This is a genomic window from Polynucleobacter ibericus, from assembly GCF_018687955.1.
Taxonomy (GTDB): domain Bacteria; phylum Pseudomonadota; class Gammaproteobacteria; order Burkholderiales; family Burkholderiaceae; genus Polynucleobacter; species Polynucleobacter ibericus.
In genome coordinates this window covers 209,213-224,496 of sequence record NZ_CP061309.1, presented here as the reverse complement: position 1 = coordinate 224,496, position 15,284 = coordinate 209,213, and the positions used below count along the sequence as shown (strand labels likewise).

The 15,284-nt window shown below is 46.6% G+C and carries 15 protein-coding genes; 6 read left to right on the top strand and 9 right to left on the bottom strand.

Annotation, left to right across the window (positions count from 1 at the left end; genetic code table 11):
* Positions 1–27 precede the first annotated feature (27 nt).
* Together AOC20_RS01200 and AOC20_RS01195 are read right to left on the bottom strand one after the other, a co-directional pair.
* Positions 28–648, bottom strand: a complete 621-nt coding sequence (locus tag AOC20_RS01200; protein ID WP_215360755.1) for a barstar family protein — start codon at positions 646–648, stop codon at positions 28–30.
* A gap of 128 nt (positions 649–776) precedes the next feature.
* A complete protein-coding gene (locus AOC20_RS01195; RefSeq protein WP_215360754.1) occupies positions 777–3,098 on the bottom strand; it encodes an NADP-dependent malic enzyme in 2,322 nt (773 codons plus the stop codon).
* A 109-nt stretch (positions 3,099–3,207) separates the two neighbouring features.
* Between AOC20_RS01195 and thiL the strand changes: the two genes are divergently transcribed.
* Genes thiL through AOC20_RS01180 form a run of 3 tightly spaced genes read left to right on the top strand, consistent with a single transcriptional unit; the run spans position 3,208 to position 5,279 of the window.
* Positions 3,208–4,233 carry a thiamine-phosphate kinase gene (gene thiL, locus AOC20_RS01190; protein WP_215360753.1) on the top strand — a complete coding sequence of 342 codons (1,026 nt, stop codon included), beginning with the start codon at positions 3,208–3,210 and terminating at the stop codon, positions 4,231–4,233.
* Complete coding sequence (locus AOC20_RS01185; RefSeq protein WP_215360752.1) at positions 4,230–4,790, top strand: phosphatidylglycerophosphatase A family protein; 561 nt, start codon at positions 4,230–4,232, stop codon at positions 4,788–4,790. Before thiL ends, AOC20_RS01185 begins: the two co-directional genes overlap by 4 nt.
* 9 nt (positions 4,791–4,799) lie before the next feature.
* Positions 4,800–5,279: a CinA family protein gene (locus AOC20_RS01180; RefSeq protein WP_215360751.1), complete on the top strand. Its 480-nt coding sequence runs from the start codon at positions 4,800–4,802 to the stop codon at positions 5,277–5,279.
* A 28-nt stretch (positions 5,280–5,307) separates the two neighbouring features.
* Here the strand turns inward: AOC20_RS01180 and corA are convergent, their stop codons facing one another.
* Complete coding sequence (corA, locus tag AOC20_RS01175) at positions 5,308–6,273, bottom strand: magnesium/cobalt transporter CorA (protein ID WP_215360750.1); 966 nt, start codon at positions 6,271–6,273, stop codon at positions 5,308–5,310.
* A gap of 73 nt (positions 6,274–6,346) precedes the next feature.
* Here corA and pyrF point away from each other — a divergent pair, with 73 nt between their 5' ends.
* Positions 6,347–7,192 carry an orotidine-5'-phosphate decarboxylase gene (pyrF, locus tag AOC20_RS01170; RefSeq protein WP_215360749.1) on the top strand — a complete coding sequence of 282 codons (846 nt, stop codon included), beginning with the start codon at positions 6,347–6,349 and terminating at the stop codon, positions 7,190–7,192.
* A gap of 17 nt (positions 7,193–7,209) precedes the next feature.
* Here pyrF and mtgA read toward each other — a convergent pair whose 3' ends face one another.
* From mtgA to mpl, 6 genes are read right to left on the bottom strand one after another with little or no spacing between them, the layout of a single operon-like run.
* Positions 7,210–7,953: a monofunctional biosynthetic peptidoglycan transglycosylase gene (mtgA, locus tag AOC20_RS01165; RefSeq protein ID WP_215360748.1), complete on the bottom strand. Its 744-nt coding sequence runs from the start codon at positions 7,951–7,953 to the stop codon at positions 7,210–7,212.
* 9 nt (positions 7,954–7,962) lie between these two features.
* A complete protein-coding gene (gene aroE, locus AOC20_RS01160; protein WP_215360747.1) occupies positions 7,963–8,868 on the bottom strand; it encodes a shikimate dehydrogenase in 906 nt (301 codons plus the stop codon).
* A gap of 54 nt (positions 8,869–8,922) precedes the next feature.
* The gene (locus AOC20_RS01155; RefSeq protein WP_215360746.1) at positions 8,923–9,810 is read right to left on the bottom strand and encodes an energy transducer TonB family protein; all 888 of its coding nucleotides are present in this window, start codon (positions 9,808–9,810) and stop codon (positions 8,923–8,925) included.
* Entirely contained in the window at positions 9,794–11,845 is a 2,052-nt protein-coding gene (locus AOC20_RS01150) for a ribonuclease catalytic domain-containing protein (protein ID WP_215360745.1), read from the bottom strand. Before AOC20_RS01150 ends, AOC20_RS01155 begins: the two co-directional genes overlap by 17 nt.
* Positions 11,846–11,847: 2 nt before the next feature.
* Entirely contained in the window at positions 11,848–12,582 is a 735-nt protein-coding gene (gene fabG / locus AOC20_RS01145) for a 3-oxoacyl-ACP reductase FabG (protein WP_215360744.1), read from the bottom strand.
* Between the two features lie 36 nt (positions 12,583–12,618).
* Complete coding sequence (gene mpl / locus AOC20_RS01140) at positions 12,619–14,019, bottom strand: UDP-N-acetylmuramate:L-alanyl-gamma-D-glutamyl-meso-diaminopimelate ligase (protein ID WP_215360743.1); 1,401 nt, start codon at positions 14,017–14,019, stop codon at positions 12,619–12,621.
* A 26-nt stretch (positions 14,020–14,045) separates the two neighbouring features.
* On the opposite strand from mpl, the gene AOC20_RS01135 reads away from it, so the two are divergent.
* Both AOC20_RS01135 and aroQ read left to right on the top strand, forming a co-directional pair.
* On the top strand, positions 14,046–14,573 hold the full coding sequence (locus tag AOC20_RS01135) for a TlpA family protein disulfide reductase (RefSeq protein ID WP_215360742.1): 528 nt from the start codon (positions 14,046–14,048) through the stop codon (positions 14,571–14,573).
* 228 nt (positions 14,574–14,801) lie between these two features.
* Complete coding sequence (gene aroQ / locus AOC20_RS01130; protein ID WP_215360741.1) at positions 14,802–15,251, top strand: type II 3-dehydroquinate dehydratase; 450 nt, start codon at positions 14,802–14,804, stop codon at positions 15,249–15,251.
* Positions 15,252–15,284 lie beyond the last annotated feature (33 nt).

Here is a 15,284-nt window from a genome sequence, read left to right as displayed (position 1 = left end):
TTTGTAGAGCTCCGAAGACTTTAGCGATTAAGCGAAAGAATAGAAAACTCGATAAGGAGTGCGGCGCTCAGCCCAGAAATCAACGGCATCACGGAACACGTCTAAAAGTGTTTCACGAGCTTCTTTGTCAAATTTCTGAGTGCAAGGCAAGCCCTCAAGCACAACAACAAACCCTGGTTGTGGGCCAGACTTATCAACTGTCGTAGTCAAAGCATCCAACAAAGGATCGTAATTTTTAGCCTGCTGCTTAGTAAATGAGTATGCAATCGCAATGGACTCCAAAACCTCACCCTTTGTCATTGCGTTAGCGCAATTGGCATAAATGAAGTGTTGACCCAACTCTGTAGCCGCTTCCTGTAAGTCAGGAGTACGGAAAGCACGAATGGATTGCACGATATTAGGGCGCACACTGCGCAACATTGCCGGCGGTCCGGCATCGCGAACGGCCAAAGCGGCACGCCAAGAAGCTGTCACTTTTTTCCCCGAAACTTGATTTGCTGCATAGGTTTGTAAACGAGATAAACCACCTTCAGCATAAATGTTGGCAGCGGATGACTCGGTTTCTAGTCGATCATTACTATCCCAACTTTCAGCCCGGCTGTGTTCATCGAAACTGACTGTATTGCTGTTTTCAGAGCGATTATTCATGATGGGTGCTAGGTTACCCTTAACACGCTATCAAATCAAGCCCAAATACAGTGCATTTTATGTAAAGCACTGATTTATATAGAAATAAATTATGTAAGTTATTGCTAACTTACATAATTTATAATTACTTAGTTAATGCCTCTTGCATTGCTAGCTGCCTCAACAACCGCCAAAGTTGTCACATTCACAATACGACGCACGGTTGCAGCCGGAGTCAGAATATGAATTGGCTTAGCAACACCCAACAACAATGGTCCGATTGCGATGCCATTACCTGCCGCTGTTTTTAGCAAGTTGTAGGAAATATTCGCAGCATCGATATTTGGCAAAACTAATAAATTAGCATCGCCCTTTAATGGTGATGAAGTCACTGCTCCTGCGCGAATGGTTTCATCCAAAGCGCTATCACCGTGCATCTCACCATCAACCTCGAGGGTTGGGTCCGCTTTTTGAATTAAAGCCAATACTTCACGCATTTTGACTGCGGAAGGCGCATTACTGGAACCAAAATTAGAGTGCGAAAGAAGTGCTACCTTAGGTACGAGTCCTAACTTACGCATTTCACTAGCGGCCATCAAAGTGAGTTCAGCTAATTCACAAGCAGTTGGATCGATATTGATATGGGTATCTACTAAGAATACTTGGCGACCTGGCAAGATCAGACCAGACATTGCACCATATACATTAGCACCAGCTTCATGACCTACTACCTCATCAACATATTTGAGATGAGTCGCTGAATTACCAACCGTACCGCAAATCATGCCATCTGCTTGACCCTTAATGATCATGATTGAGCCGATCAAGCTATTGCGGCGACGCATCTCCAGCTTAGCAAAGGACTCGGTGACACCTTTACGCTCGGTTAAACCAAGGTAGGTTTGCCAGAAATCGCGGAAGCGTGGATCGTTCTCTGGATTGACGATTTCAAAGTCATCACCAGCCTTCATACGGAGACCAAATTTCTCGAGACGATGCTCGATCACAGCTGGGCGGCCAATCAGAATTGGGGTTGCGAGATGCTCATCGATGATGATCTGCACCGCACGCAATACACGCTCGTCTTCACCTTCGGCAAACACAATCCGTTTTTGATTTGCCGGCACACGCTTAGCAATACTAAAGAGCGGCTTCATCAAAGTACCAGAGTGGTACACAAATTGTTGAAGCTGATTGCGATAGGCATCGAAATCTTTAATCGGACGCGAGGCTACGCCATCATCCATTGCTGCTTTAGCAACAGCTGGGGCGATCACAGTAATTAAACGTGGATCGAATGGCTTAGGAATTAAATACTCAGGACCAAAGGAGAGGTTCTCAATGCCGTAAACAGAAGCAACCACTTCGCTCTGCTCAGCTTGAGCCAACTCGGCTACAGCCTTTACTGCAGCGACCTCCATGCCACGAGTAATGGTCGTTGCACCCACATCCAAAGCGCCGCGGAAAATGAATGGAAAACACAATACATTGTTTACTTGGTTTGGATAATCAGTACGCCCTGTTGCCATCACAGCATCTGGACGAACAGCCTTCACTTCTTCTGGCAGAATTTCTGGGGTTGGGTTTGCCAAGGCATATACCAATGGCTTTGGTGCCATCTTCTTAACCATATCCTGCTTGAGTACACCACCAGCTGAAAGGCCCAAGAAAATATCTGCTCCTTCAATCGCTTGATCAAGCGTGCGTAGATCAGTATCTTGGCAGAATGGTTCCTTCTCAGGGTCCATTAATTCTTTGCGACCTTTGTAGGCAACTCCAGCCAAGTCGGTAACCCAAATATTTTTACGCTGAATACCTAGGTCAACCAATAAATCTAAACAGGCTAAGGCTGCGGCTCCAGCCCCCGAAGTAACGAGCTTTACTTCGTCCACTTTTTTGCCAACTACCTTCAAGCCGTTGAGAATAGCGGCTGCCACCACAATCGCCGTACCGTGTTGGTCATCATGAAAGACCGGAATCTTCATGCGTGCTTGCAACTTACGCTCAACTACGAAACAGTCAGGTGCTTTAATGTCTTCTAAATTAATACCGCCAAATGTTGGCTCTAATGCCGCAATAATTTCTACTAACTTATCGGGATCGTTTTCATTCACTTCGATATCGAAAACGTCAATGCCAGCAAACTTCTTAAAAAGAACTGCTTTACCCTCCATTACCGGCTTACTTGCTAAAGGTCCGATATTGCCCAAACCTAAAACCGCAGTGCCGTTTGTAATCACACCAACCAAATTTCCACGCGCCGTGTACTTAAAAGCATTCGCTGGATCTTTAACAATTTCTTCGCAGGGAGCAGCAACGCCTGGCGTATAAGCCAGCGCTAAGTCTCGTTGATTCGTCAGTTGCTTTGTAGGGGCAATCTCGATTTTGCCCGGCGTTGGAAATTCATGGTACTGAAGGGCTGCCTCTCTTAAGGCTGCGATTTGTTGTTCTTTATTATTTTCTTTGCTCATCCACTAACTCGCTAAGTTCTGTCTTATCTACATTTGATATAAGACTTTTATTAAGAGCTTAATTCTATTCCTCTCGGACAGTCATCACATAACAGCCATAAAATGGGGCATGTCTTCTCATTCCAAATCCCTTGGTGAATTTGACCTAATTGAACGTTTTTTTAAAACGGGTGCGAATTCCTTGCGTACAACCGCAGATTCAGCAATTGCTCTAGGCATTGGGGATGACTGCGCCCTGATTAGGCCTCCAGCCGATGAAGAAATTGCGATCACAAGCGATATGTTAGTAGAGGGTAGGCATTTTTTTGCAGGCGCTGATCCCGAACTATTGGGCCGCAAAGCTCTAGCAGTCAACCTTTCAGACCTGGCTGCGATGGGCGCCAAACCCCTGGGATTTACTCTAGCCATTGCTCTACCCATGGTGGACAAGATATGGCTAGAAGCCTTTTCTAAGGGCCTTTTTGCCGCCTCCTATGACTATTCTTGCCCCCTCATTGGTGGTGACACCACTGCTGGCCCCCTCACCATATCCATTACGGCATTCGGTAGCTCCCCCACTGGAAAAGCCATCCGAAGATCAGGGGCAAAAGCGGGCGACGATATTTGGGTATCTGGAACAGTGGGAGATGCCAGACTCGCTCTTGCTGCACTGCGTCATGAATTAAATCTGCCCAATGCGGATTTACAAAATATTGCACACCGCATGCATCAACCAACTCCACGAATTGAACTAGGTATTCAACTGCGAGGTATAGCAAGTGCAGCCCTAGATGTATCCGATGGCCTATTAGGTGACTTGCGCCATATTCTGAAGCAATCACAGGTTGATGCAGAAATTCAATTAAACCAATTGCCAAAATCGATCACATTGCAAAAACAAGGCATTGGCATTCAAAATCAATTTGCCGCGAGTGGCGGTGATGATTATGAACTTTGCTTTACAGCACCCTCAACTCAACGTGAGAAGATTCACACTATTAGTAAGATACTCAATTTGCCGCTGACGCTCATTGGAAAAATACTTCCGAAAAAAGATGTCGAAGTAAGAATACATTTATTAGATGCCTCTGGCATAGAACTCAGCAATTCAGAGGCGGCACCTTTTCTAAACTCATTTGATCACTTTGCATCATGACAAATATGCAACATTCTGCCGAAGTGAAACCAAACTTGAAATGGGTGTTTCAAACTGCCAGTCGCACTATTGCCTTCGGCTTTGGTAGTGGCTTAAGCCCCGTGGCGCCTGGCACTACTGGCACCCTCTGGGCCTGGGCAGCTTTTCTAATCGGTGAATATTTTCTCAGCACCGAAGACTTTCTCTGGGTTATCGGTGGCGGCATTTTGCTGGGCTGTTGGATCTGCGGGTATGTCAGCGAAGAGCTTGGTAAAAAAGATTTTGGTGGAATTGTTTGGGATGAAATCATCGCTTTTTGGTTGGTGCTGATCTTCATCATGCCTACTAATATTTGGATGCAGGTAATTGCTTTTGCACTCTTCCGATTTTTTGATGCCATGAAGCCTGGCCCTATTGGCATGATTGATCGTCATTTTAAAAACACCACGGGCGACAGTGTCCAGCGTTCAACTTATCTACAGATCTATTGGCGCGGATTTGGTATTGTGGTCGACGATCTTGCTGCTGCCTTTTGTACGCTACTCGTGATGGCTTTAATTCAGTTCTTAATTAAATAATGAACTCCAATGAACACTAACGATCTCACTAAAACCTTGGCGCAGATTTTGCTTTCCAAAAATTGGACAGTGTCATTAGCTGAGTCCTGCACAGGCGGTCTTGTCTGCGCATCCTTGACCGAGCTGGCAGGCTCTAGTGAATGGTTTGAACGTGGTTACATCACCTATAGCAATGAGGCCAAAACGGAATGTCTAGACGTCCCGGCTCAGCTAATTGCATCCCATGGAGCAGTCAGTGAGCCAGTAGCAAAGGCCATGGCTGAAGGCGCCAGAATCAATTCAGGAAGCAATGTCGCAATTTCCATCACTGGCGTGGCAGGACCATCAGGCGGATCAGCAGAAAAACCGGTGGGTACAGTTTGTTTTAGCTGGGCTACCGAGAATCAGGTCCTAACTAAAACCATGCACTTTGAAGGGGGTCGTCAAACGATCAGACAACAAGCTGCTGAATTTGCACTTGCTGAGTTAATCGCTCTTCTGAGAAGTTAAATACTAGTGGGGTACCACCCGCCACCAATTACTTCATCCAGCCTTTGCTATGGAAGTAGCCCAGCGGGATGATGGCAGAAATTACCATCGCACCAATCGCCATCGGATAACCCCAAGTTGCATCCAACTCAGGCATATATTTATAGTTCATACCCCAAATACTGGCAAGCAAAGTTGGCGGCATCAAGGCTACAGATACCACCGAGAAGATCTTGATAATTTTAGATTGGTTCAAATTAATGAAACCGACGGTAGCATCCATCAAGAAGTTAATCTTGTCGAATAAAAAAGCGGTATGGTTTTCAAGAGAGTCAATGTCACGCAAAATTTGACGCGCCTCTTCTTGCTGCTCATCAGACAGTAACTTGCTACGCATTAGAAAAGATAAGGCTCTACGGGTATCCATCACATTGCGACGAATACGTCCGTTGGTATCTTCCTCTTTTGCAATAGTCTCCAGAACTTCGGCAGCATCCGCATCATTAATGCTATCGGATAGAACCCGTTTACCGGCCTGCTCAAGGTTTTCATAAACCTCTTCCAAAGCATCGGCAGAGTACTCGGCATCAGTGGAATACAAATCAAGAAGAACGTCTTTTGCATTGCTCACTGATCCGGGGCGCAAACGTGCGCGCAAACGGACCAAGCGGAACACTGGCAAATCTTCGTCATGAATAGAGAACAACACTTGCTTGGTAAGAACAAAAGCGACTCGAACGTTACGAGAAGTTTCTTCTTCATCCAATAAGAAATCAGTACGGATATGGAGGTGGCCATCATCTGCCTCAAAATAACGCGCAGATGCTTCTAAGTCGCCCAAGTCATCCAACTCGGGCAAGAGTACGCCAAAAGCCTCTTTAATCCAGATTAATTCCTCTTCTTCTGGATCAACCACGTCAATCCAGATAGGATTAGCGTATTGCAACAATTCATTGCGATCTTCGACTTGCTCTTGAGAGAGGCGGCCATTTTGCAGGACGAACAAGTTGATCATGGTGAACTCCTAAGGAATGTGCGCTAGTTTATCCTATAGAGCATGACAGTTTCACTAAAATAAGCCAAATCCAATGAACTCTCGCTCAAATACCTTTAACCAGCAACTCCAGTCTGCATGGGCTTCCCAAGGCAGCATGCTGTGTGTTGGCTTTGACCCTGATCCTAAACGCTTACCCCCTTCCCTACAAGGAAATCCCGAGGGTATCTATGAGTTCTGCCGCGAAATCGCTGATGCGACTGCGGATTTGGTCTGCGCCTTTAAGCCCCAGTTTGCCTACTTTGCCTCCCAAAGAGCAGAGGCTCAGTTAGAGAAGTTGATTAAGCACCTCAAAGACAAATACCCCCATATTCCGGTCATCTTGGATTCCAAGCGTGGTGATATCGGCAGTACTGCGGACCATTACGCTCTGGAGGCCTTTGATCGCTATGATGCCGATGCAGTGACAGTGAACCCTTATATGGGCTTTGACACAATTGAGCCCTACCTCAAACATGCAGGCAAAGGTGTCATCGTCTTATGCCGTACTTCTAATCCTGGGGGATCAGATCTACAGTTTTTAAATGTCGCGCCGAACGGTGAGCCGCTTTATCTTCATGTGGCCAAACTCGCAGCCCAACAATGGAATAGCTCCGGTCAGATTAGCCTCGTAGTTGGCGCAACGTTCCCAGAAGAAATTGCCAAAGTACGCGCAATTGTTGGCGATATGCCTTTATTGATTCCAGGAATTGGTGCTCAAGGTGGCGATATTGATGCCACAGTCAATGCAGGGAAAATTTCAGATAAACCTGGAGCCGGCATGATCATCAACTCCTCACGAGCCATTTTGTATGCCAGCTCAGGCGCTGATTTTGCGGGGGCTGCCAGAGCAGCAGCTCTCACTACTCGGGACGCACTGAGAGCTGCTGCAAAGAAATAAAGCAGTAAAACAAGAAATTATTTACCCGAGCCGCTCTTCGGATAAGGGGCTAAAGCCACCCGATCCATATTCTCCAGGATGAATTCTTGGCGGGCTACGTAGTTAATACTTCCCTTACGACAGTACTGCTGCTTATCAAAACACTTGGGAGCAGGTAAGGCAGACGCAAGTGCTGCGGCCTGGTCCCGATCCAGCCCCGCTGGGCTTGTAGCGTAATAGCGCTGAGAGGCGGCGCCTATTCCAAAGACACCTTCACCCCACTCTACCGAATTGAGATAAATCTCCAATAACCTCTGTTTAGAAAGCATTAATTCCAAAAGCCCAGTGATGATGAGCTCTTGTCCTTTACGTAAATAGTTTTGCTCTGAAGAAAGAAATAAATTTTTAGCTAATTGCTGAGTAATGGTCGATCCGCCACGCAAAGCAGTTTTAGATTTATTACCTGCTTGAGTCTTTTGTTGATTTTTCTGCCAAGCTTTTTGCATATCTTCAACCCGGACACCTTTGTGCTGAAAGAAGATATCGTCTTCACTGACTAAAACGGCTCGCTTGAGATTATTGGAGATCTTGTCATAAGGTACCCATCTGGACTCTACTGCACAAGTCCAATGCCAAGTACATAGTCGCCAACGCTCTGCTCTCTGAAACGCAGTGCTACCAGGATCTAAGGCAATCCATAAAGCAATTTGGATTGCGAAAAAGATTTGCATTGCTATAAACCCTGCAAGCAAACATTTCACTGGGTAAAGAAGCCAGCGCATCAGAGTAAATTAACTGCGTAATTCTGCCAAGACTGCACGTGGATCGATGGCAGATGCTAATTGCGCACCTCGCCATAGCAAGAATGCATCGGCAGCTTGCTCGACCAACATTCCCAGGCCATCGCTAACCCGAGCGCCTCTTTGCAAGGCCTGCTGCATAAAAGTGGTCGTTTTGCCATAGACCATGTCATAAGCAAAAGAGCTCGGTACAAAGACATTGCCTACTGCCTTTGGTGTCAAAGGAGACTCATCAGTTAATCCAGCTGCAGTGGCATTAATCACCAAATCAAATGGGTACTGTGTTTTTGTGGAGTCTTCCAAATCAGCCAAGGTCCGAGACTCTAGCGCTACCTCTTTAGATCCAGCCAAATCAGCAAATAGTTTGACCAACTCATCTGCCTTTGCGCTGGAACGATTGGCAATGATGAGAGACTTAGGCGACTGCTCTAGCAAGGGGCCAATCACGCCCCGGGCAGCCCCACCAGCGCCAAGTAACAATATGCGGGCACTGTGGAGCGCAATGCCTTGTGCCAATAGATCACGCACCAGACCAGCACCATCCGTGTTGTCGCCAAAAATTTTGCCTTCCGTCTTCCACAAAGTATTCACGGCTCCCGCTAGTTGCGCGCGAGGCGTCAAAACATCCGCCAAATTTTGAGCGTCCAGCTTAAATGGCACAGTGACATTCATGCCCTTACCGCCGGCAGCAAAAAATGCTTTTGCCGCCTGCGCAAATGCATCCAACTCAGGCTGAAGACGACCGTAGTACATACGCTGCTTAGCTTGCTCTGCAAAGTGCTGGTGAATTACCGGAGACTTGCTGTGAGAAATTGGATTGCCTGCAACGGCATAGACAGCCACACCAGGAAAAAGTCCTGGATCAATATGTAGGTCGGGTGAATTGGTAGGACTCATGATGACCACAGAATAAGCGAATTTATAAACTTCTCGGAATTGTTTTGAACTACGCTATTGGCGCAGCTCTAACCGATCCACCCCATCACGGGTGAACTCAAAAGTAGAGATCCAATCCAAAACATCAATTTGATTGCGCATTTCTGAGGGGAAAGGGCCAAACGGCGCTGAGGCCCTGACGATTGCTATCGCCTGCCTATCCAACTCTGGGTTGCCAGAGCTGCGCCCAATCGACAGTCCGTCTTTTCCTTGGGCATTCGAAGTGATCCTGCCTTGATTGTCCACACTCACTACGATCACTAGACTGCCGTATAAAGGACGTCCATTTGCCCTTGGGAAAAACGCGCTGCCGTAAGCCTCTATCTTTTGGCGCATTGCATCGTAATAATGCGCAAAGGTAACCGCCTTAGTACTAGCGCCAGTCAATACTTTGCGTCTAGGCTCTTTGCCATCAGTCTGCAGCCGTTTAGCTAGCTCAGCCTCTAAAGAATTGAGTTGTGGAGTAATTTTTTGCTCGTCGCCACTCTTGCGGCCGCCAGATCGACTACGCTGTTCATCTAACTTGGCAAGCATTTGCTTTTGCTGTTTCTCTAAAACCTCAAGCCTAGCCTGTGCCCCCAATCTGGCGCGATGCATTGCAGTAGCTTCTTGATTTTCAGTTTTACCGCCGCCTTGCAAATCAGCTTGCGCCAACTTATTTGCTTTCTGAGGAGGTGTTTTGTTGCTGGCGTTGACCAAAACAACACTCAAGGGAGTATTAAGCCTGCGAGTCTGAATCTCTCCAATCCCCCAACGAAACGATAGGAAAAGAATATGAATAAGTATCGAAGCGCACAAGGCAAATCGAAATGGATAGCGATTCCAAGCGCTGCGCAAATAACGCAAGACCTTACCAAGCCCCTCAGGACATGGAAATTCCAGCGACTTAATCTGGGCTAGCATCTTCTTCAGGTTTGTCTGATGGCTCTTGCTCTAGCTCTGACTCTACGGCTTGGTCGGCTGACTCCTTTTCAGGAGCCTCCACCTTTGCTTCAATTTCTAGAACTCGAACGCCTGCACTAAGTTGCAATAAATCTACATCCGATATCACGACCTCTGCACGAGTCATGCGGGGATGGGTTGCCAATTCAGGAATCGGTAAATGCAGTGGTACCAACTCCACTCTAGACATCCCCTCCTTGAAGTGACGAACCTGAACCGTCTTGGATTCACCATCTTGAGTAATCCAACGTAAGCACCAATACTTTTCCAATCTATCCTGGAACTCGCCATAAGCTTGATAACAAGACTCAAAGTCAGCAGCAATACCCATTAACGTGGCATCACGCGGTGGAAAAGGCGCAACCATCTTGGCAGTAACGCCATGCTTTGCAAGTGCAATTAATTGCCATTGATTCACTAAATCGGAATACCGGCGCAAGGGTGAGGTACACCAGGCGTAATAGTCCAAACCTAAGCCCTCATGTGGGCCAGGGGTAGTTTGCATTCGGGTACGCAAAGGACCCCAGCCCTTTTGAGTTCTAAATAAACCCGGAAGACCATGGTCAGCTAGAAGCTGACCAGAAGCGCTATTACAGAAAATCATCCATTCAGCAACGATGGTGTCCAAAATAGATCCACGTTGACGGGGGATGATTTCAACACGTGGCACACCATCAATAGCGCGAATCTGGAAATGAAAGTCTCTTGCTAACGCATTAGGGTCAATCAGGCCCAATTGCTCAGCACGCAGGCCGTTTGCAATACGCTTTTCTTGACGACCCGCGTGAAGAAGTTTGGCCGCCAACCACAAAATCGCCAGCTCTTTGCGATACGGGTAGCTAGCACTTTCATCCAGCAAGCTCTCCTCGCTGACAAGATGCTCAATGTCCTCGAGGCGTAAATTGGCTGCCATTGGCACCATCTCTGTACGCATCTGCAGAGTAGCTCGATCGGCAATACCATCTGCATCGATATCTACGTAAATCGACAAGGCCGGCCTAGGTTTACCTTCATCCAGTGAGAATTGCTTAATCACCGACTCAGGCAACATCGTAATTTTGTCGCCTGGAAAATACACTGTCGACATCCGATTACGAGCCACTTGATCCAATGGATCATCTTTGGAAATAGCCAAACCTGGAGCAGCAATGTGAATACCTATTCGATAACCACCCTCAATTGGCGTGACTGAGAGGGCGTCATCAATTTCAGTTGTACCCGAATCATCGATGGAGAATGCCTTCACCTGGGCAAGCGGCAACTCGGCAAGAGCAGAAGCATAAGCAGCTTGGTCGACCCCGATAGCCGGATTGTGATCTGCACCATTCGGAAAGTGCGCCTTCAAAAACATCCCCTGGTGGTATGCCAGAGGCGAATCAATTGCGCCACATCGAATCATGAGTTGAGCTGGGGATTCGCCAGTCTCAGTGCAAGCGGCGATGAATGCCTTGTAAGCAGAAGTATTTTTATCTGGAGAAAAAAGTAATTGCTTAGCGGAAGACTTCAATACCTCAGGAAAGGCGCCAGCAACTAGCTCTTGCTGCCAAAGTGATTGTTGCTCTAGCTCTTTTTGCTTGCGTTCTAAAGCAGCTAGCCCAGCCTGCAGCTGCTCTATTGGCGCCCTCTGAAAACGACCCCGCCCTTTGCGACGAAAAAATACTGGTGCACCTTGTAAAGCAATCGCTAGTGCAACTTGTTGGGCAATACTTGCTTGTGAGCCAAAGTACTCATGCGCCACATCCACCAGACCAAACTCTTCGTCTGGTGCGCAATCCCAAAGAAACTGCAAATCAATATCGGCGGTGAGAGCATTAGCTTCGTCCATTGCCGCTTGAGCTTCTGGTTTTTCAAAACGCAGCCATACTTCTTTAGCTTTAAGTTTGATCTTTTTTCCAGAAAGGCTAGTGGCTTGCCAAGACTCCGCATCCCCAGCACCTGAAGCAGACTGGACTGTGGCGATCTTAATATCGCCACCCTCTTCATATAAAAGATTCATGCTTAGAGCGAGATCCCGCCGCTGGCCTCTAATGCCACTCCATTAACATAGCTGGCTTCATCGCTGGCTAAGAATAAGTACACATTGGCCATTTCAGTAGGGGTACCTAGACGTCCAAGCCAACTGCGCTTTTCAATGTCTTGCAAAATATTTTCTGGCATCGCCTTGACCATTTCAGTGGCAATGAAGCCTGGGCATACGGCATTAACTCGAATCCCTTTGGGACCTAGCTCACGCGCCCATGTCTTGGTAAAGCCAATGACCCCAAACTTGGTAGCCGAGTAATTGGTTTGGCCAAAATTGCCATAAAGACCTACTACGCTGGATGCGTTCACCACTGCGCCAGAGCCTGCTTCTAGCATATGAGGTACGACTAATTGGGTGCAATTAAAGACACCCTTGAGGTTGACATCAATTACCGTATCAAACTGCGCCTCAGTCATCTTTACTAAGCGCGCATCCTGTGTAATACCAGCGTTATTAATCAAGATATCAATACGCCCGTGTTTTTGCATGACATGATCTACAACGGACTGAATGCTCGCGCGATCAGTCACATTCATGGCGTAACCTTCTGCATTAGGTATTTGTGCAGCGGCCGTATTCACAGCTTCTGGGCTGATATCGGCAATGATGACCTTAGCACCCTCTTGTCCAAAGCGCTGGGCGGTAGCAAAGCCAATACCTTTGGCGGCGCCGGTAATGATGGCTACTTTATCTTTTAATCTATCGCCCATTTTTTGCTTTCTATATTTACTTTTTATTATTGCTTTTTACTTTGCCGAAATGGCATTCAATATCTTTTGATGCACTCCGCCAAAACCGCCATTACTCATGACCAAAATGTGATCGCCCGGCTTGGCTTCTTGCGCAACTGCTCTCACTAATTTCTCAAGATCTTCAAAAGCATGAGCCTTATTTTGCTCGCCTGCATTTAATGGAGACAAGACCTCAGTTAAATCCCAGCCCAAGGATTCTTTACCAGTATTAGCGCCATAAGCAAAAACTTTGTCGGCAGCCTCCAAGCTCCCTGGAAGCTGGGCCTTCATCACACCAAGCTTCATCGTATTCGAGCGTGGCTCTAATACCGCCAAGATGCGGGCTTTGCCAACTCGTCGGCGCAAGCCATCAACAGTAGTTGTGATCGCTGTTGGGTGATGCGCAAAATCGTCATAAACTGTAATCTCATTGGCAACGCCAATCATTTCCAGGCGACGCTTTACATTCTTAAACTCAGCCAATGCCAGGGCGGCATTTGCTGGAGAGATGCCAATATGATTTGCCGAGGCAATCGCTGCAAGCGCATTGAGTTGATTATGTCTCCCCATCACACCTGAATCAGGCGCCCACTTTACTGTGGCCACTTCATTACCACCCTTACGCACAATAAAGCCATCAGCCTCTTGAGAGATCAAAGACCACTCATTTGTCAGCTCTTGACCAAAGCGCTCTACAGGCGCCCATGCACCACGAGTAATCACGCTTGATAGCGCCGGCTCTTCGCCATTCACCACTAACAAACCATCACCCGGAACAGTGCGTACTAAATGATGAAATTGTGTTTCGATCGCCGCAAGGTCAGCAAAAATATCGGCGTGATCAAACTCTAAATTATTTAGTAAGGCCGTACGTGGTCGGTAATGCACGAACTTACTGCGCTTATCAAAGAAAGCAGTGTCGTATTCATCAGCTTCAATGACAAAATATTTACTCTGCCCCAAACGCGCAGAGACTGTGAAATTGAGCGGAACGCCACCAATCAAATATCCAGGCTGATAGCCATTGAATTCCAAAATCCAAGTCAGCATCGCCGAGGTAGTTGTCTTGCCATGTGTACCAGCCACAGCTAGAACATGCCTTCCGTACAAGACTTGCTCACCCAACCACTGCGGCCCAGAAATATACGGCAGCCCTTGATTGAGAATTGCCTCCATTAAAGGATTGCCCCGAGAGACCACATTGCCAATCACAAATAAATCAGGCATGGTCTCAAACTGAGATAATTGATCGGGCGAGAATCCCTCGATCAGTTCAATGCCTTGAGCTTCAAGCTGCGTACTCATTGGTGGATACACGTTGGCATCGCAACCCGTAACGCGATGTCCAGCTTGTCTAGCAATGGCGGCAATGCCGCCCATGAAAGTACCGCAAATGCCCAAGATATGTATATGCATGAATGAATTTTAGCGAAGGAGTTGCAATGAACCGCAGACAATGGATCATCATCGTCGCAATTAGTCTTTTAGCTCTCCTTGCGGGGGTGCTGACCTCGCAATGGATTTATAAAACTGGCTTAGCTAGCGACCCCGCTGTAAAAGCATTTTTTGCGAATTCTTGGCAAAGTCCAGATGGAAAAACGGTCGATACTGAAAAATGGCAGGGGAAAGTCCTTGTAGTGAACTTTTGGGCCTCCTGGTGCCCCCCTTGCGTAGAAGAAATGCCCACTTTAGACAAGCTTCAGCAAGAGTTTTTGCGGCAAAATGTCTTATTTGTTGGCATTGGCATCGATTCACCCTCTAATATTCGTGAATTTCTCTCAAATACACCTGTTTCCTATCCGATTGTGATCGGCGGACTCGAGGGCAGCAATCTTTCCAAGCAGCTGGGAAATTCTCAAGGCGCACTTCCCTACACCATCATCATCAATGCTAAAGGTAAGGCAACTTACAGCAAATTAGGAAAGATAAGCGAAGATGACATCAGAAGTGCGATTAAATCGGCTTTATAATAATTTTTAACGTATATTTATAGAATATCTATTGATTCATTTATGCCTAATTATTAAGCAATAAGCCAGTATTTTTCAGCATCTGCATCTAAAAGTTGAAAAAAATCCAATTTTTAGGGTATTTTTTAGCCTCTACTAGTCTTTAAAAAAGGTATACTTCCTTCATAAGCAATCAAGCATGAAGTAATTTAGCAATTTACGCTTAACTGCCTCTAAAAATAGGGATCTATGTCGAAAAAAGCTTCAATTCTCGTAATTCAGGGCCCAAATCTCAACTTATTAGGAACCCGTGAACCTGATGTTTACGGTAAAACCACCCTAGAAGACATCCACTACAAGCTCGGTGAGCTTGCAAAAGCACAATCAGTAGAGCTAAGTACCTATCAAAGCAACCATGAAGGCGAGCTAATTGATCGAATTCAAAAGGCAAAACAAGAAGGGGTTGATTTCATCATCATCAATCCAGGCGCCTTTACACACACTAGTGTTGCCTTACGGGATGTTCTGGCTGGGGTAGCCATTCCTTTTATAGAAATCCACTTATCCAATATTCATCAACGCGAAGAATTTCGTAAGCACTCCTACCTGTCCGATATTGCAACTGGAGTGATTTGTGGTCTTGGCGCCATTGGTTACGAATTAGCACTGCAAGCAGCCATTACTCGTTTACAGAAATAACATTATTTAAAAGAATTACAAGAGAGGAAGCAC